Raw genomic sequence first — 17,246 nt, 5'->3', positions numbered from 1 at the left:
GGCCGGTAGCGGTTACGGTCCGCCGCGCCAATGGTCGATGCGGTGATGATCAGGGGTGAAGCCGTGTTTGACGCCCCAGAGCACCGCCTGCGTACGGCTGCCGACATCGATCTTGCGGTAGATCGTCCGGATGTAGGACTTGACGGTGTTGGGGCTCAGATACGTCAGAGCCGCGATCTCGGCGTTGTTCTTCCCTTGGGTGATGAGCGCCAGGATCTCCGATTCGCGGTCACTGAGCCCTTCGCCGCGCCCCGGCCAGTCGAGCCCGACCGCGGTACGGGTGCGTGGTGGGACATCACTGATCACCGTTTCACCGGCATGCACGGCTTCCAGGGCAGCGACCAACTCGCGCGCAGGCAGCGTCTTGGAGAGGTACCCGTGGGCGCCCTGTTTTTGCGCGCTCTCGATGAGATAGGGATGAAAGTTCCAGGTGTACACCACAACTCGACGAGCCCGCGGATTCGCGACCAGGGTGGCGATCTCTTCGTGATCTGATTCCGGTTGCGCGAAAGAGTCGTAAAGCACGATGTCCACCTCATCGACGACGCCCTTATTCGCATCGAGTTCGGCGACGACCACCCGATCGCGGTAGCGGTCGAACATATTCGCCACTCCCATCAGGACGATGTCGTAATCATCGACGAGCGCCACGGTTATCGGCGACTTCCGCTGTTCGGGCACGGCACGAAGATTACCTCCCTAGGGGTGTACCGGCACCCCCCTTTGGGGTGGTGAAGTTGTCCTCAGCATCGAGCAAACGCTCGGCTCTGTACGCGCTCAGTCGGCGCAGCTCTCAGAAAGGCCGCCTCATGATCGTTCTCGGACTTGTCCTACTCGTTGCCGGGTTCCTGCTCAAAATCTCGATCCTGTGGACCATCGGCATCATCCTGCTGGCCATCGGCGCGATACTCGCCGTTTTGGGATCCACGGGACGCGCGGTCGGCGGTAGGCGCCACTACTTCTGATGCGCGCGAATACTTCTCGATCGCTCGATTCTTGACCGGACGGCGGGCCGGGTTCGCGGATGCTGCCCGCCGTCCGCTCTTGACCACCGAATCACGAGGTCACCATGGCACACCACTGCACCAATACCGACAGCGTCATCGCGGTGCCCGGCTGCACCGTCACTCAGTCCTGGTCGGGCCGCACCGCAGTGCTGACCGTCTCGGGCACGCTGGACATGCTGACCGCAGACACCCTGCAGGACGCAGTCGGCGCGGCACTGCGAACCGGCCCGCTGGGCCTGATCATCGACCTGACGGCAGTCACGTTTCTGGCCTCGGCAGGCATGAGCGTCCTGATCGCGACACATGACGTGACCGAGCCGGACATCCCCTTTGCCGTCGTCGCACATGGTTTCGTCACCGCGCGACCGTTGGCACTGACCGGACTCACCGCCGTCATCGCGGTGCACCCGACACTGGGCGCGGCGCTCAGCGCAGAGTAGCGAGGGCCACCTGTCCGTTGTTCTCGTCACATTGTGTTGTTGTCACGGCGAAGCGGGTATCCGACCGACCAACATCAACGGAAGGAAAATCATGGGCGACAGTGGACCCGAAGAAGCCGTCAAGGGCGTTGTAGAAGACATCAAGGGCAAAGCGAAGGAAGTCATCGGCATCGTCAGTGGCCACGATGACCTGCGCGAAGAAGGCCGCGCTCAGCAGGACAAAGCCGAGGCAGAGCGCAACGTCGCGAAGAAGGAAGCCGAAGCTGAAGCCGCCCGGGCAGCCGAGCAAGCCGCGGAGGCCCGCCAGAAGGCTGCGGAGAACTCCTAACCAAGCCCGACAGAACTGGCCCCGACAGTCGTCGGGGCCAGTTGTGTGTGCGGTGTGGTCGCCCTGACCAGGGTGACCACACCACTACGGTTCACCGCATCGAGGCATTGGACAGGTTGTGCCACAGATTTTTTAGGCTCTCGGTTCCCCCGAAGAGGGTGGTGAAGTGGGTCGAGTCGATCAAGATGATGTCCCCCGAACGGGAACCGTTCGGAGGCATCCAGATCAGCGCATTGAAGGCGGTGTTGCCGGCATCGGTGAAGGGGTGCGGACGATCAGGGTCGACGCGTTGGCGGCCCAGAACCCGCAATGACGCGCCGGCCGGAGCAGTGAGCTCATAGTGCGGCAGATGCGGGTGAAAATTCAGGGTGGTGACGTTGTCGAGCAGGTGCAGTCCGTCGAGGTCACGGAATGCGGCCAGCGGAGCGATCTCATGACCACCATCGGCCACAGCGGGACGCAGGCCCCACGTGTTGTGCACCGGGACGTCGAGCGCCTTCATCAACGACCGGGTGTACTGGCCGAAACGTTGCTGACGCGGAACCAGAGGGTCACCGTGATGTAGGTACTCGACTTGGCGTTGCGCGTAGTCGTCGGTGAATCCGACATCATGGTGTGGCGCCAGCAGCAGACAGGTACCTTCACGCTGCAGCCACCCCCGAATTGCGGTGATCTCTTCCGGCGCGGCTTCCTGCTCAGAGAGCAGGTGGTCCAGTCCGAACACCATCAGGGTGTCCGTGTCGTCGAGGATTCGTTCGTCTACGAGCTGGCGGTACCCCGCCTGGTCGATACGCTGAAATACGGCGACGGGATGCCCGGTGGTATCACCGGCCAGCTGCTGAAAAGCCAACGTGGACCGGTGAAACAGCTCCAAGGTGCCTGCGATGCCCTGCAGGAAGTGGGCCTCGTCGTACTCCGGGGTCTCGTAGGCCGGCCACAAAGCGTTGCGGACCTCGGTGATGGTGGAGAAGCGGTTCTCCATCGTGGCTGAGCCGCGCTGCGCCTCCCACGGATAGCTCCACGTCCAGTAGATGCTGATGCGGCGATGGCCGTTGCGCCTCCGAGGCACGTGCGTCTGGTTATAGGTACGTGCCGGCGGTAGCGCGCTCATGCGAGTCCCTTCCTAGGTCAGAGCAGCGAGGTAGCGCAGGGCGTTGATGCCCGGTAGGAAGAAGTAGGCTCCGCCTTTGAGTGTCGTGAATGCCGGAAGGCCTCTGTGCACAGTGCGGATCGGCCGCTTGGGCACGGTGTAATCCAGTGTGCCGTCCTGAGTTCCGCAAATCGGGTCGTGCTCGTTTCCCAGTTCGTGGAAGTTACGGTCGTTGATCCACACGTTCTGGGCGAACTCGAATTGGCGCACCAGGCTGGCGCAGATGATGAACGCGGCGATACCGCGGTCGACGCCGTCGTCGGAGGCGTCCTCGGCCAGTGCTGGGCCGTAGGTGGCGCCGCGGCGGATCATCCGCCTGCGGTTCATGTTGTGCGCGGTGTCGCGGGGATTGAGACGGCGGGCGTGCGAGCCCAGCGGACACGCATATCCGTGTGGGTCGTCGTCTTTGTATTTGAAGTCGTTGTTGCGCATCGGATCCGCGCCCAGCTGGGGATCGTCACAGTCTGGCGCCAACACCAGCGGCGCACCACTTTTCCAGCGCCCCATGAATTTCGCGGCGAGCAGGTCCTGTCCTTCCGGAGTCGGCGCCTTCTCCCGCAGGTAGTCACGGAACACGCCCACATGCTCTTCGAGCCGGCGGTAGGCCATGAAACTGCCGTTGCGAGACAACACCTCGGGTTGCGGCAGGTTGGCCGGCGGGCCCTCCTCGTCCGGGTAACCCAGAATGAACTCGCCCGGTTTGAGGGCTGCCCCCGATCCCGGCGTCGGCTCCTCCCCGGATCCTTCGATCGCGGGCTGCGATAACCGGTCCCGGAAGCCGAAGTGGTCGTGGGCATAGTTGAACGGCGGCGTGGCGTTCAGATCCAGCACGGACAGACTGCGCACACCGCGGCAGCGGGCGATCAGCTTGTCGTGCTCGGCGATGCACCGCGCATGTTCGACGTCGTCACGGGCGAACAGGATCGCGATCGCGTGCAGATCGTCGCCCGCCAGACCGCCCACCCAGTTGTCCGGGTGGGCGGCGCCGCTGTCGCCGAGGATATCGGCTCGGGAAGCCATTCCCTCACAGAACTCAGCCGGGAAAGAATCCAGTGATTCCTGCGATACTCCCAAGGCGCGCAGGCCATTCCAGGTGAAAGCCAGGGTGATCCATCGGTCAGTGCTGTCCATGGCGGCCATCGCGGTCGATGCCGAGTCCACCCGGTCGATGAGCTCCGAGAGCCACGCCCTGCCACCGGCCGGGTCGTCGAACGACAGGAATTCGTAACGGCCCGTCATCGCGGGGGTGCGGGTCAGCAGAATGTGCTGGATGTCATCGAACTCGAGCATCGCCGTTACTGCATCTGGTCGAGCATGTCGGAGAACGCGTCCTTGAGCCGCAGCGCCTTCTTGATCTCGTCGGCGGTGACATACGGGTACTCGCCGTACTCCAGGAAACTCGGGCAGTGGTGGTCACGGACGAATGTGATGAACGCTTCCGGGTTGGTCTTCCAATCCTCCGGGAAGCCTTCGAGATTGGTGAACACGGTGGTGATCCCGGTGGCGCTGAACAGCTTGATCGCGTCCTCGGTGTACTTGTCGAAGTCGGTGTCGAAGATGCCCATGTATTGGAAGTGCAGACCAGAGCCGATGTCGAAGAGATTCCACCGCAGGTAGTGCAGCTTGAGTGGCGCCAAAGCCTGGGGACTCGCCGCGATGGTTTGTTCGATCTGCTTGCCGTAAGCCCGAACTGCGTCTTCACGACCTTCTTTGACCTTTGCGATGATCGAAAAGCCGTAGCAGGCAGGGGTTCTGGGATATATCGGCCCGTATCGACCCCGCTTCGGCTCGAAGTAGCCCTCCCTCGGGAGCGCCATCGCCGCCGGTTTGCTCCACGCAGATTCAGACGCCATTACTCTCCATCCCCGGAATCCGTGAACAGCCGAACATTAACACCGCGCCGCGCTCCAGGTCGGAGATTGTTGTGCCATCAATAGCGTTGCAGGACAGTCTTTTTGAATTCAAAAATCCCTCGCCTTTGCTAGCTGTTTCGGCCCGCGGCACCGCGATATCGAAAGCCAACCCCATTTTTCCGTATCTTCGTCAATTTTTGCTCCAGGATGAGTACGATCCCAAGACACCTGCGGTGGGAGGCCAGTCATGTACGGGCGACTCGGATATCTGATTCCAGCGCTGACCGCAGCCGCCGCCCTGGTCACCGTCACCGCGCCGCCGGCTGCCGCCGACTGCAACTACAGCGGCGGCAGCAGCTTGTGCTCCAGCACCGGCACCGTGCGCGGCGGCTCAGCGCCCGCCCCGACCTTCGATCCGTACCCCTGCAGCTACAACGACCCACTATGCGCCTACTACGACGATTGGGATCCCCAGATCTACATCGACCTTCCTCCCATCAGGCCAGGTCAGCCGGGCGGTGGCGGTGGCGGTGGCGGTGGTGGCCCGATAATCGGCGGCGGCGGCCGGCCCGGCCGAGGCTAGGCAGCCCCGAAGTGAACTCGACCTGAGTCAAAGGAGTCGACGATGACGTTCACAGTCCCGCTAGCCCGTCGCACGATCTGCGGTGCCATGGTCGCGGGTGCCGCACTGCTCGCTCTTGCGGCGCCCGTGCCGGCCGATCCGCCGCCCAACTGCACCGCCGGCGACCGGGCTCAGGTGGCCGCAAGCGTATCCGCGTCAATGTCTATCTACCTGTTCACCCATCCAGATATCAACGCCTTCTTCACCGGCCTCAAAGGGCAGCCCGTTGATCAGATCAGGCCGATGGTGCAGGACTATCTCGACGCCAACCCGCAGGCCCGCGACGAGCTGCACGCCATCCGCCAACCACTGACCGATTTCCGCGACCGCTGCGGCATCGATCCCGGCCAGACATAGACACTTGGAGAAAGCGACCGAATCATGACGACTCGTCACACCGCTGGGCGCCGAACGGTGGCCGTACTGGCTGCCGTCGCAACCGTTGCCACGGGAGCGCTCTCCGCCTGCTCCAAGGAAGAGAAACCGACGCCGCCCACGTCGACATCGACCACGACTTCTCCGTCGGCGACGCCGACGGAGAAGGGCCTCGACCCCACTGGCGGCAACAAGTTCACCCCGACGGTCAAAGCACCGACTCCCGCGACCGCAATTCCGGGCGACAACTAACCCAAATCGCGGAGAACGTGAGAGCCGCCCAGGGGAATCGAACCCCTGACCTTCTCATTACGAGTGAGATGCTCTACCGACTGAGCTAGGGCGGCGTACCCGGCTACATCAACGCTCTTCACGCAAGCGCTCATCACATCCAGGCGGCACGAGTCTACGGCAGGCCCATCGGCCCGCCCAAACTCAGTCGAGCAGAGCCTGCCCGACGGTCGCGACCATTGCGTCGACGGCGAATTTCGGCTTGACGTTGACAGCGAGCGCCTCCCGGCATTCCAGCACCGCCTCGATACAACGCAGCAGCTTCTCCGGGGAGGCATGCGCCGCCATCGCCGCCACCTTCTCCGCCATGTCCGGATGATTCGGGGCCACCGCGCCTGCGCCCGCAGAGACGAACAGCGCATCCCGGAAATACGTGGCCAAATCGATCAAGGCCCGGTCCAGGGCATCGCGCGACGCCCTGGTCTGTCGCGACTTCTGCCGCTTCTCAAGGTCTTTGATCGCACCGGCGGCGCCACGCATCGTGCCGGCCGTACCCTTACCGGTCCCGCCGGCACCGAGCGCGGTCCGCAATTCCTCCGCCTCGGACTCGTTGCGGCCCTCGGTCAGCGCCTTCGCCTCGACATCCGCCGAAGCGACGAGTTCCTCTGCGGCGGCGTAGGTGCGCGAAGGGGTGGCCGCATCCCGCGCCAGCCCGAGTGCCCGCTTGCGCCGTTCCCTGGCCTCGGGATCGGTCGCCAGCCGACGCGCCCGCCCGACGTGGCCGCCGCTGACGGATGCCGCCCAGTGCGCCTCCTCTGCGCTGATCCCGTCCGATTCGATCAGCACCCGGGCGATGGCGTCTGCACCCGGTGTCACCAGGGCGACGTGCCGACAGCGCGACCGCAGCGTCACCGAGATGTCCTCGGGATCGACCGACGGCGCACACAACAGGAACACCGTGGACGCCGGGGGCTCTTCGACGACCTTCAGCAGGGCGTTCGCCGCGCCTTCAGTCAACCGGTCCGCATCCTCGACCACGACGATCTGCCAGCGGCCCGTGCTGGGTCGCCGCGACGCGATCTGCACGATGGCCCGCATCTCATCGACACCGATGGACAGCCCTTCTGGGATGATCCGGCGAACGTCGGCGTGTGTGCCCGCCATCGTGGTGGTGCACGCCCGACATTCGCCGCAGCCCGGCACCCCCTCGGAGGTGCACTGCAGGGCCGCGGCAAAGCACAACGCGGCAACGGAGCGGCCCGAGCCGGGTGGGCCCGTCACCAGCCAGGCATGCGTCATGGAACCCGACGTCACGCCACTGTGAGCACCGTCACCGCGCGCCGCGACCGCGGCAGCCACCAGCTGCTCCTCGACGGCATGCTGCCCCACCAACCGCGTGAAAACCCCTGACACCGTCGCAAGACTAGTGGTCAGCGGTGACACCGCCGGTCACCAGCTGTTCGCGAAGGTTCAGTTTGGTCCGTGTCGACCGATACGGTTATCGATGTGAACACCGCGGCGGCACCGAGGGGACGAGCGAACGCATTCGTCCGCTGGTTGGTTCGCACGCCCTGGCCGGTGTTCACCCTCGGCATGCTGCAGGCCGATATCATCGGCGCGCTGTTCGTCCTGGGTTTCCTGCGCTTCGGGCTGCCCCCGGAGGACCGGCTCCAGCTCCAGGATCTGCCCGCAGCCAACCTGGCGATTTTCATCGCGGTGCTGCTGGTCTCCTTCCTCGTCGGCTCGCTGGTCAGCCTGCGACTGCTGGTGCCGGTACTGCGCTGGCAGCGCCGCGACGGGCTACTCGCCGATCCGGACCCCGCCGCGACCGCTGTGGCACGCACCCGCGCGCTGCGAATGCCGATCTATCGGACGACGATCAGCCTGGTCAACTGGTTTATCGGCGGCACCGTCTTCATCCTCGCCAGCTGGTCGGTCGGCAGCCGGATCGCGCCCGTGCTGGCTATCGCGACCGGCCTGGGCGCCACGGCCACCGCGATCATCGGTTACCTGCAGTCCGAACGGGTACTGCGACCCGTCGCAGTCGCGGCGCTGCGTGGCGGCGTGCCGGAGAGCTTCCGGGCGCCGGGGGTGATCCTGCGCCAGGTCCTGACCTGGGTGCTGAGCACCGGGGTGCCGTTGCTGGCGATCGTGCTGTCGGTACTGGCCAGCAAGCTCTCGCTGTTCGAGGCCAACGCCGACAAGACACTGACCCCGATCCTGCTGATGGCCCTGGCGGCGCTCGGGATCGGGCTGGCGGGGACCGTGCTGGTCGCCATGTCGATCGCCGACCCGCTGCGACAGCTGCGCTGGGCCCTCGGTGAGGTCCAGCGCGGCAACTACAACGCCCACATGCAGATCTACGATGCCAGCGAGTTGGGCCTGCTACAGGCCGGCTTCAACGACATGGTCCGCGATCTGTCCGAGCGGCAACGGCTGCGCGACCTGTTCGGCCGCTATGTGGGCGAGGATGTGGCCCGTCGGGCGCTGGAACGCGGCACCGAACTGGGCGGGCAGGAACGCAACGTGGCCGTTTTGTTCGTCGACCTGGTCGGCTCTACCCGGCTGGCCTCCACCCGGGATCCCGCCGAGGTCGTCGTCCTGCTCAATGAGTTCTTCCGGGTGGTGGTGGACACGGTGGCCCGCCACGGCGGATTCGTCAACAAATTCCAGGGTGACGCCGCCCTGGCCATCTTCGGCGCCCCCATCGAACATCCCGACGGCGCCGGGGCCGCGCTGGCCGCCGCCCGCGAACTGCACGACGAGCTGCTTCCGGTGCTCGGCGGTGCGGAATTCGGGATCGGGGTGTCCTCCGGCCGAGCGATCGCCGGGCATATCGGGGCGCAAGCCCGCTTCGAATACACCGTGATCGGTGACCCGGTCAACGAGGCCGCCCGCCTCACCGAGCTGGCCAAGCTGGAGAACGGCCATGTCCTGGCATCGGCGAATGCCGTCAGCGACGCACTGGATTCCGAGGCGCTGTGCTGGAACGTCGGCGAGATCGTCGACCTGCGCGGTCGCACCTCCCCCACCCAGTTGGCTCGGCCGATGAATCTAGCTGTGCCCAGCGAGTTTTCGCGGCAGACCTAACAGCAATCAGGTCAGATTGTCCGACTCCTCCTCATCGCGCTCCGCAAGCTCCGCGCTCTGCATCGGTCGTCGAACGAGCTAGGCCTTCTTCGCGGCCTTCTTGGCCGGCGCTTTTTTGGCAGGTGCCTTCTTGACGGCCGCCTTCTTGGCCGGCGCCTTCCGTGTGGTCTTCTTCGCCGGCCCGCGGGCGCGACGGTCGGCCAGCAGCTCCGACGCCCTGGCGTCGGTGATCGACAGGACGTCGTCACCCTTGCGCAGGCTGGCGTTGGTCTCCCCGTCGGTGACATACGGACCGAACCGGCCGTCTTTGATCACCATCGGCTTCTCGGAAATCGGATCAGTGCCGAGCTCGCGCAGCGGCGGGGCCGAAGCGCCCTGTCCGCCACGGCGTTTCGGCTCAGCATAAATCTTGAGTGCCTCGTCCAGATCGATGGTGAACATCTGATCCTCGTTGGCCAACGATCGAGAGTCGGTGCCGCGCTTCAGGTATGGGCCGTACCGCCCGTTCTGGGCGGTGATCTCTTCGCCGTTACTGGGGTCCACGCCGACGACCCGCGGCAACGACAGCAGCTTCAGCGCATCCTCGAGGGTGACCGTCTCGAGGTCCATGGAACGCAGCAGCGATCCGGTCCGCGGCTTGGGTCCGACGGGCTTCTTGCCCTTCTTGGCCGGAGTGCCGGCCTCCCCGTCGTCAGGCGGTTCGGGCAGGATCTCGGTGACGTACGGGCCGTACCGCCCGTCCTTGGCGACGATCTGGTGGCCGGAGACCGGGTCGACGCCGAGCGGGCGCCCCTCCTGCGGGGTGGAGAACAGCTTCTCGGCCAGCTCCAACGTCAGCTCGTCGGGCGTCAGCTCGTCGTTGAGGTTGGCGCGTTGCGGCTTGAGCTCGCCATCCGGGGCGTCCGGGTCGACGATCATCCGTTCCAGGTAGGGGCCGTTGCGGCCGACCCGGACGTTGATCGGGCGGCCCTCTTCGTCGTCGAACAACTTGATCGAATTGACCAGGCGGGCGTCGATCTCTTCGAGGTTGCCGCCGACCAGCTTCTTCAGCCCGCCTGCGCGCGCGATCGAGCCGTCGACGCCGTGCTCGCCGCCGAAGTAGAAGTTCGACAGCCAGTTGGTCCGGCGCTCGTTGCCAGAGGCGATCTCGTCGAGTTCGTCTTCCATGGCTGCGGTGAAGTCGTAGTCGACCAGCCGGCCGAAATGTTGTTCGAGCAGGCCGATCACGGCAAAGGCGACCCAGGACGGCACCAAGGCGCTGCCCTTCTTGTGCACGTAGCCGCGGTCCTGGATGGTCTTGATGATCGACGAATACGTCGACGGGCGGCCGATCCCCAGCTCTTCGAGCGTCTTGATCAGCGATGCCTCGGTGAACCGCGCAGGCGGATTGGTCGAGTGCCCATCCGGGGTCAGCGCGTTGGCAGTCAGCGCCTGGCCCTTGGTGAGCTGCGGCAGCCGGCTCTCGGCGTCATCGGCCTCACCGCCGGCCAGCTCATCGACGGTCTCGACGTAGGCCTTGAGGAAGCCCTGGAAGGTGATCGTCCGGCCGCTGGCGCTGAATACCACGGAGCGGCCGTCGCTCGAGTCGCCGGCAATGCGCAGGCTCAGCGTCGTGCCGCGGGCATCGGCCATCTGGGAGGCGACGGTCCGCTGCCAGATCAGCTCGTAGAGGCGGAATTCGTCGGTATCGAGCTCACGACGCACACCATCGGGGGTAGCGAAGACGTCACCGGCCGGGCGGATGGCCTCATGGGCCTCCTGAGCGTTTTTCACCTTGCGGGTGTACTGCCGAGGCGACGGGTGGACGTACTCCTGCCCATAGAGCTGTGCGGCCTGCGTACGGGCCGCGTTGATCGCCGACTGCGACAGCGTGGTCGAGTCGGTACGCATATAGGTGATGTAGCCGTTCTCGTACAGTCGCTGCGCGATGCTCATCGTGCGCTCCGACGAGTAGCGCAGTTTGCGGCCGGCCTCCTGCTGCAGCGTCGAGGTCATGAACGGCGGATAGGGCTTGCGGGTGTAGGGCTTTTCCTCGACCGAGGACACCGACAAGGTTCGGCCGCCAAGGCCCGTCGCCAGCGCACCGGCACTCGACTGGGTGAGCACCACGACCTCGGCGGGTTTGCGCAGCGCGCCCAACGAGTCGAAATCGCGGCCGGTGGCCACCCGCAGGCCGTCGACGGTCACCAAGCGCGCCGTGAAAACCGGCGGCTGGGCGTTCGGGTCGGACACGCTGGCGTCGAGCTCTGCGGTGATGTCCCAGTAGTCGGCGCTGCGGAACGCCATCCGCTCGCGCTCGCGATTGACGATGATCCGGGTGGCCACGGACTGCACGCGGCCCGCGGACAGCTTCGGTGCCACCTTCTTCCACAGCACCGGGCTGACCTCGTAGCCGTACAGCCGATCCAGGATCCGCCGGGTCTCCTGCGCGTCGACCAGATCGATGTCCAGGTCACGCGGGTCGGCGGCGGCCGCCTGAATAGCCGATTCGGTGATTTCGTGGAACACCATCCGCTTGACCGGGATGCGTGGCTTCAGCGTTTCCAGCAGGTGCCAGGCGATGGCCTCACCTTCACGGTCACCGTCTGTCGCCAGATAGAGCTCGTCGACGCCCTTGAGCAGGTCCTTGAGCTCGGCGACGGTGGCCTTTTTATCCGGGCTGACGATATAGAGCGGTTCGAAATCGGCGTCGACGTTCACCCCGAGGCGCGCCCATGGTTCGGATTTGTACTTGGCCGGCACATCGGCGGCGGCCCTGGGCAGGTCCCGGATGTGGCCCCGGGAGGATTCAACGACATAGTTGGCACCGAGGTAGCCGGCGATTTTGCGCGCCTTGGTGGGCGACTCGACTATGACGAGTCGTCGGATATTGCCACCGTTACTACTTCTACGGTCATCGTCAGCCAACTGCGCTTACGCTCCCAGCACTCTTTCTCAATCCCGCGTTCCAGGCCCGATTAGGCCTCCCGAGCCTGCGGGCAACTGCCAATTTTGCATTGTGCGCGTGCCGACGCAAACTGACTCCCCTCCACAATGGCCCCACATCAGCCTCAAACCCGCGGCCAACAAGCGAACGCCTCGATATCGTCGGGAGGTTCCCCCACGTTCTCTACCAGGCGCGATAGCCTTCGGCGACCACTTATACGCAGGGCCGGACGAGCACCTCTGGTACCGATCAAGGTTGGTGCAATTCCGACCCGCATCAGGGCCGACGCCAGCGTGGAATGCGTATCGGGAGCGTGCGGGTCCAGGCCCAGCAGATAGCGGTCGGCTTCTGGGTAACCGGCGGCCAGTGTCCACGCCCGCAGTTCACGCGGACCCGGCAGCCAGTGCGGCGGGACCGTCTTCACCGCTCCCCGGGTCCACTCCCGGGCAACCGTGACCAATCGCGGGTCGACGGCTGTCCTTATTAATGGGGTGTCCTCGTCAGTGCGACCGATTTCAGGCACCAGACCGCTGTCGCCGATCATCTCGGCCAGCGCCTTGGCGCGCCACAGTCGGTCGACGACCACCGACAGCCGCGCACCCGACCCGACGAGAACCACCTGACCGGCCGCAGCGAGCAACCCGGTGAGGTCGGCGACCGCAGGAGGCACCGACTCAGCCGAGAAGAAGGACAGCTGACTCACGTCACGACAGTAAGCCAGTCGGCCCCGCCTGCCGTGACGCCAGGCCTGCAAGACACCGCGCAAATCGCGACTGAGACGAAAACACCCCCGGTATTGCCCTTGGTGGGACCGCCGGGGGAGTTTTCTTCAGTAGCGCTCGGTCAGACCGCGCGAACGCCCGTGGCCTGGGGGCCTTTCGGGCTCTGGCCGACCTCGAACTCGACCTTCTGGTTCTCTTCCAGGGTGCGGAATCCGCTGCCCTGAATTTCCGTGTAGTGGACGAAAACGTCAGCGGAGCCGTCCTCGGGGGCAATGAAGCCGAAGCCCTTTTCCGCGTTAAACCACTTCACAGTTCCCTGTGGCATCTCTCGATCTTTCCTAACCTTGTACATACCGGGTGCGGCCCACCGACTTCCGGTGCACCGGGCCCGTTCCGACCGCATCCTTCGCAGGAACCGCGATCGCAACGTCGATCCTGCGAAAGCTTTGACACCACACAGAAGCTGCGACCGTGTTCATCAAATCATGATCTGAGCTGCCGCGTAAGCCTGATTGCTACCAACTGGTGAACAATTCCAGGTGTGACGGCGAACTTCGGCAGCGAACTGCTCTCCGCTGCCATCTCGGGCACCGATAACCGCGCCGGCTCCCACGAGCAATCGATGCTTCATATCGCCGAATTACCGCCGCGACAGGGCTGCAGGCAGAGCTGGCCCCAGTGGGCCGACCCCGAAGTGGTGCACGCCTTCACTGAGCGCGGAATCAGCGCGCCGTGGTCTCATCAATCCGAGGCCGCTGACCTGGCATATCAGGGCCGGCACGTGGTGATCAGCACGGGCACCGCGTCGGGTAAGTCGTTGGCCTACCAACTGCCGATCCTGACGACGTTGGCCGCCGATCCCCGAGCCAGAGCGCTCTATCTCGCGCCGACCAAGGCGCTCGGACATGACCAGTTGCGAACCGCCCATGCGCTGACTGCGGCGATCCCCGCCCTCGCCGATGTGGCGCCGACATCCTATGACGGCGACAGCCCTTCGGAGGTCCGCCGATTTGCCCGCGAGCGGTCCCGCTGGCTGTTCTCCAATCCGGACATGATCCACCTGTCGATGCTGCGCAGACACGCCCGCTGGGCGGTCTTCCTGCGCGGGCTTCGCTACGTGGTGGTCGACGAATGCCATTACTACCGCGGGATTTTCGGCTCCAACGTAGCCATGGTGTTGCGACGGCTGTTGCGGTTGGCGGCGCGGTATTCACCCGACGGCGCCGGGCCAACCGTGATCTTCGCCAGCGCCACCACCGCCTCACCTGGTCAGACCGCCGCGGAGCTGATCGGCAGCAGCGTCGCCGAAGTGACCGACGACGGCTCCCCGCAGGGCGCGCGCACGGTCGCACTCTGGGAACCCGCGCTGCGCACCGATATCACCGGCGAGAACGGTGCGCCGGTGCGGCGGTCGGCGGGAGCCGAGGCGGCCCGCGTGATGGCCGACCTGATGGTCGAGGGCGCCCGCACCCTGACCTTCGTGCGATCGCGTCGCGGCGCCGAGCTGACCGCGCTGGGCACGCGGGCCCGGCTCGAGGAGATCGCGCCGGAACTCGCGGGCAAGGTCGCTTCCTACCGGGCCGGATACCTGGCCGAGGACCGGAGGGCCCTCGAGCGCGCCCTGCTCGACGGCGAGATACGGGGCCTGGCCACCACCAACGCCCTCGAACTCGGGGTCGATATCGCCGGGCTGGACGCGGTCATACTGGCGGGCTTTCCGGGCACGGTGACGTCGTTCTGGCAGCAGGCCGGCCGGTCGGGGCGGCGCGGCCAGGGTGCGCTGATCGTGCTCATCGCCCGCGACGACCCGCTGGACACCTACCTGGTACACCACCCGGCCGCCCTGCTGGACAAACCTATCGAGCGCGTCGTCATCGACCCCGCCAACCCGTACGTGCTCGGCCCCCAATTGCTCTGCGCGGCAGCCGAACTGCCAGTCGAGGAGGCGGAAGTGCGCAGCTGGGATGCCGAAAAGGTGGCGGCCGAGCTGGTCGACGACGGGTTACTACGCCGCCGAAGCGGCCGATACTTCCCCGCCCCTGGCGTCGACCCGCATCCCGCGGTCGACATCCGCGGATCGAGCGGCGGCCAGATCGCGATTCTGGAGACCGGCACCGGTCGAATGCTGGGCGGGGTGAGTGCGGGTCAGGCTCCCGCGACCGTGCACCCGGGCGCGGTGTACCTGCACCAGGGCGAGACGTACCTGGTCGATTCGCTGGACTTCGAGGAGGGCATCGCGTTCGTCCACGCCGAAGACCCCGGCTACACCACGTATGCCCGTGAGGTGACAGATATCTCGGTGACCGGTGCCGGCGAGCGCACCACTCTGGGCGAGGTCGGCCTCGGCCTGGTCCCCGTCGCGGTGTCTCACACGGTGGTCGGGTTCCTGCGGCGAACGCTGGCCGGTGAGGTCATCGACTTCGTCGAACTCGACATGCCTACCAGCACTTTGCCAACTGTGGCGGCGATGTACACCTTGACCCCGGACATTTTGCAGCACAACGGTATTGACGACTTCCGCATACCGGGCTCGCTGCATGCTGCCGAACACGCAGCGATCGGCCTGCTGCCGCTGGTGGCCAGCTGCGATCGCGGAGATATCGGCGGGCTGTCCACCGTTGTCGGCCCGGAAGGCCTACCGACGGTGTTCGTCTACGACGGCCATCCCGGCGGTGCGGGATTCGCGGAGCGCGGGTACCGGCAGGCGGCGACGTGGCTCGGCGCGACGGCCGCGGCGATCACCGCGTGTGAGTGTCCGAATGGATGCCCGTCGTGTGTGCAATCCCCCAAGTGCGGCAACGGTAATGACCCTCTCGACAAGGCCGGAGCCATCTCGGTTCTCGGCATTGTGCTCGCCGCTCTGGGTTGACGACCGACCCCTCGACGGTCGACCTCCCAGCTGGGCGCGGCAAACACAGCAACAAACGCGGCGAACGGTCGGACAACGCGAGCCGTTCGCTATCCCGACGGGGTCGGGCTGCAGGCGAAAAGTACCGCGCCGGAAAGTCTCGCGCAAGCTGTTCAGCTAACACCAGCGCGGCGGCTTGGGACTGACGCCTGTCGAGTTGTGATGAACCCCGTCGCAACCAAACTATGCGCTGGCTGTGAATACTCCGCCGCTAGACTTCGGCATATGTCCCACGACTGGCTTCTGGTCGAGACGCTGGGCAGCGAGCCAGCTGTGGTGGCCCAGGGGCGCCAACTGAAAAACCTGGTTCCACTGTCGGCATTCCTGCGTCGCAACCCTCATCTTTCAGCAATCCAGACGGCGATCGCTGAGACAATCGCCGGCGGTACCGCATTGGCCAGCATCACCTCGAAGAAGGACCGCGTCATCCGCACCGAACCCGTCCGGATGTCCGACGGCAAAGTGCATGGAGTGCACATCTGGTTCGGTCCGGCCGGCGTCGAGCCGCCGGAGCGGGCGATCCCCGGCCCGCTGGTCTGGGATCTGACCACCGGCGTCGCCACCGACACCCCGGAATCGTTGTCCAACAGCGGAATGGACCCGCTGACCGAGGCCACCCACGGACGGGCGTTCGCCGAGGACCTGCCCAGGCGCGATCTGAATCCCAGCGAGACCACCGTGTTGTCGCTGGCGGTCAAGAGCCAGCCCGGCGCGACGATCTGCAACACCTGGGACGTCACGGACTGCCAGGGCGACAAGATCGCCGTCGGGTTCGTCGCCCGAACCAATCTCGAGCCGGCTGACGACGGTAGCGAGCACCTACTGGCCCGCGCGATGAACTGGCGCGGCCAACGCGAGAATCTGGTGGTCAACCCCGATCACCTGGCCCAACGCATTCTCGACGGGCTGGCCCAGCCTGGAAGTTACCGGGCGCTGATCGACATCCACCATTGGAAACTGTTGAAATGGCTCGACGAGCCGTGCCCCCTGTACGACTGGCGCAATACCGCCAGAAACCCGCTGCTACATCCCGACGATCGACCGCAGATCAACTCGATGACCCAGGACTTCGAGAGTGGGAAGACCGTCCAGCGACTGTTGCGACTGCGCGCCGACGACGGCGGCTGGGCACGACTGCATGTCACGGTGCACCGCGTCGAACTCGAGGCGGGGATCTATGCCGGTCTGATCACGGTCCGTCTGCCCACCGAAGAGGATCTGGCCGACCAGCGCAGAGCGCAGTCCTGCGGCTAGCCACTCGGTGGCCCCGCCCTGGCACCGGCACGGGCCGGACCGAGCGGCCCGTTGGCGAAACGCACCGCAACCTCGACCGTCACCACCACGTCAAGGCCGTCGACATCGCAACCCACCACGGCGACGGTCATTGCCGCGGCGAGGGCAGCCGCCTGCCGACACGCTTGCTCGCGACCTGCTGGCAAACTTTGCGCCGCCGCCAGCGCCGCCAGGTCCGCTGCCGCTGCGGCGCGGTGCCTGGCAACCAACACCGACCCGAGGGAGAGGACGGCGACGGTGGTCGCCAGCAGTACGGCAATGAGGAACGCCGCCAGCACGGTGGCCGCGCCGCGCTCCCCCG

Annotated in this window: 19 protein-coding genes and 1 tRNA gene; 9 read left to right on the top strand and 11 right to left on the bottom strand. The window is 65.6% G+C overall.

Annotated elements, in window-relative coordinates:
• Nucleotides 1-12: 12 nt before the first annotated feature.
• Nucleotides 13-681 carry a response regulator transcription factor gene (locus tag H7J73_RS31475; protein ID WP_264071758.1) on the bottom strand — a complete coding sequence of 223 codons (669 nt, stop codon included), beginning with the start codon at nt 679-681 and terminating at the stop codon, nt 13-15.
• A gap of 128 nt (nt 682-809) precedes the next feature.
• On the opposite strand from H7J73_RS31475, the gene H7J73_RS31470 reads away from it, so the two are divergent.
• The 3 genes from H7J73_RS31470 to mbp1 all read left to right on the top strand — a co-directional run bounded on the left by H7J73_RS31470 (nt 810) and on the right by mbp1 (nt 1,775).
• On the top strand, nt 810-965 hold the full coding sequence (locus H7J73_RS31470; protein WP_264071757.1) for a DUF6131 family protein: 156 nt from the start codon (nt 810-812) through the stop codon (nt 963-965).
• A gap of 104 nt (nt 966-1,069) precedes the next feature.
• On the top strand, nt 1,070-1,447 hold the full coding sequence (locus H7J73_RS31465) for an STAS domain-containing protein (RefSeq protein WP_264071756.1): 378 nt from the start codon (nt 1,070-1,072) through the stop codon (nt 1,445-1,447).
• A gap of 91 nt (nt 1,448-1,538) precedes the next feature.
• Entirely contained in the window at nt 1,539-1,775 is a 237-nt protein-coding gene (gene mbp1 / locus H7J73_RS31460; RefSeq protein ID WP_264071755.1) for a microaggregate-binding protein 1, read from the top strand.
• A 91-nt stretch (nt 1,776-1,866) separates the two neighbouring features.
• On the opposite strand, the gene H7J73_RS31455 is transcribed toward mbp1, so the two are convergent.
• From H7J73_RS31455 to H7J73_RS31440, 4 genes are read right to left on the bottom strand one after another with little or no spacing between them, the layout of a single operon-like run.
• A complete protein-coding gene (locus H7J73_RS31455) occupies nt 1,867-2,886 on the bottom strand; it encodes a hypothetical protein (RefSeq protein ID WP_264071754.1) in 1,020 nt (339 codons plus the stop codon).
• A 12-nt stretch (nt 2,887-2,898) separates the two neighbouring features.
• Nucleotides 2,899-4,215, bottom strand: a complete 1,317-nt coding sequence (locus tag H7J73_RS31450; RefSeq protein WP_264071753.1) for a Dyp-type peroxidase — start codon at nt 4,213-4,215, stop codon at nt 2,899-2,901.
• Between the two features lie 5 nt (nt 4,216-4,220).
• Nucleotides 4,221-4,778 carry a hypothetical protein gene (locus H7J73_RS31445; protein WP_264071752.1) on the bottom strand — a complete coding sequence of 186 codons (558 nt, stop codon included), beginning with the start codon at nt 4,776-4,778 and terminating at the stop codon, nt 4,221-4,223.
• The gene (locus H7J73_RS31440; RefSeq protein ID WP_264071751.1) at nt 4,768-4,953 is read right to left on the bottom strand and encodes a hypothetical protein; all 186 of its coding nucleotides are present in this window, start codon (nt 4,951-4,953) and stop codon (nt 4,768-4,770) included. Before H7J73_RS31440 ends, H7J73_RS31445 begins: the two co-directional genes overlap by 11 nt.
• A 72-nt stretch (nt 4,954-5,025) precedes the next feature.
• On the opposite strand from H7J73_RS31440, the gene H7J73_RS31435 reads away from it, so the two are divergent.
• Genes H7J73_RS31435 through H7J73_RS31425 form a run of 3 tightly spaced genes read left to right on the top strand, consistent with a single transcriptional unit; the run spans nt 5,026 to nt 6,027 of the window.
• The gene (locus H7J73_RS31435) at nt 5,026-5,361 is read left to right on the top strand and encodes a hypothetical protein (RefSeq protein ID WP_264071750.1); all 336 of its coding nucleotides are present in this window, start codon (nt 5,026-5,028) and stop codon (nt 5,359-5,361) included.
• Between the two features lie 42 nt (nt 5,362-5,403).
• Nucleotides 5,404-5,757 carry a heme-binding protein gene (locus tag H7J73_RS31430; protein ID WP_435405614.1) on the top strand — a complete coding sequence of 118 codons (354 nt, stop codon included), beginning with the start codon at nt 5,404-5,406 and terminating at the stop codon, nt 5,755-5,757.
• 24 nt (nt 5,758-5,781) lie between these two features.
• Nucleotides 5,782-6,027, top strand: a complete 246-nt coding sequence (locus H7J73_RS31425; RefSeq protein WP_264071749.1) for a hypothetical protein — start codon at nt 5,782-5,784, stop codon at nt 6,025-6,027.
• Nucleotides 6,028-6,049: 22 nt separating this feature from the next.
• On the opposite strand, the gene H7J73_RS31420 is transcribed toward H7J73_RS31425, so the two are convergent.
• Both H7J73_RS31420 and H7J73_RS31415 read right to left on the bottom strand, forming a co-directional pair.
• Nucleotides 6,050-6,122: transfer RNA gene (locus tag H7J73_RS31420), tRNA-Thr, on the bottom strand.
• An 88-nt stretch (nt 6,123-6,210) separates the two neighbouring features.
• Entirely contained in the window at nt 6,211-7,419 is a 1,209-nt protein-coding gene (locus H7J73_RS31415) for a DNA polymerase III subunit delta' (protein WP_264071748.1), read from the bottom strand.
• Between the two features lie 69 nt (nt 7,420-7,488).
• On the opposite strand from H7J73_RS31415, the gene H7J73_RS31410 reads away from it, so the two are divergent.
• A complete protein-coding gene (locus H7J73_RS31410; RefSeq protein WP_264071747.1) occupies nt 7,489-9,096 on the top strand; it encodes an adenylate/guanylate cyclase domain-containing protein in 1,608 nt (535 codons plus the stop codon).
• 78 nt (nt 9,097-9,174) lie between these two features.
• Here the strand turns inward: H7J73_RS31410 and topA are convergent, their stop codons facing one another.
• The 3 genes from topA to H7J73_RS31395 all read right to left on the bottom strand — a co-directional run bounded on the left by topA (nt 9,175) and on the right by H7J73_RS31395 (nt 13,069).
• Nucleotides 9,175-12,003, bottom strand: coding sequence for a type I DNA topoisomerase (gene topA / locus H7J73_RS31405; RefSeq protein WP_264071746.1), 2,829 nt, complete (start codon nt 12,001-12,003; stop codon nt 9,175-9,177).
• A 143-nt stretch (nt 12,004-12,146) separates the two neighbouring features.
• Nucleotides 12,147-12,725, bottom strand: coding sequence for a hypothetical protein (locus H7J73_RS31400; RefSeq protein ID WP_264071745.1), 579 nt, complete (start codon nt 12,723-12,725; stop codon nt 12,147-12,149).
• A gap of 140 nt (nt 12,726-12,865) precedes the next feature.
• A complete protein-coding gene (locus H7J73_RS31395) occupies nt 12,866-13,069 on the bottom strand; it encodes a cold-shock protein (protein ID WP_006243848.1) in 204 nt (67 codons plus the stop codon).
• Nucleotides 13,070-13,285: 216 nt separating this feature from the next.
• On the opposite strand from H7J73_RS31395, the gene H7J73_RS31390 reads away from it, so the two are divergent.
• Complete coding sequence (locus tag H7J73_RS31390; RefSeq protein WP_264071744.1) at nt 13,286-15,613, top strand: DNA 3'-5' helicase SftH; 2,328 nt, start codon at nt 13,286-13,288, stop codon at nt 15,611-15,613.
• Between the two features lie 264 nt (nt 15,614-15,877).
• Nucleotides 15,878-16,906: a PAS domain-containing protein gene (locus H7J73_RS31385; RefSeq protein WP_264071743.1), complete on the top strand. Its 1,029-nt coding sequence runs from the start codon at nt 15,878-15,880 to the stop codon at nt 16,904-16,906.
• On the opposite strand, the gene H7J73_RS31380 is transcribed toward H7J73_RS31385, so the two are convergent.
• Nucleotides 16,903-17,223: an Rv3654c family TadE-like protein gene (locus H7J73_RS31380; RefSeq protein ID WP_264071742.1), complete on the bottom strand. Its 321-nt coding sequence runs from the start codon at nt 17,221-17,223 to the stop codon at nt 16,903-16,905. The genes H7J73_RS31385 and H7J73_RS31380 overlap by 4 nt on opposite strands.
• Nucleotides 17,224-17,246: the final 23 nt, after the last annotated feature.

The organism is Mycolicibacterium komossense (assembly GCF_025822605.1).
Taxonomy (GTDB): domain Bacteria; phylum Actinomycetota; class Actinomycetes; order Mycobacteriales; family Mycobacteriaceae; genus Mycobacterium; species Mycobacterium komossense.
This window is presented reverse-complemented; position numbering and strand designations above follow the sequence as displayed.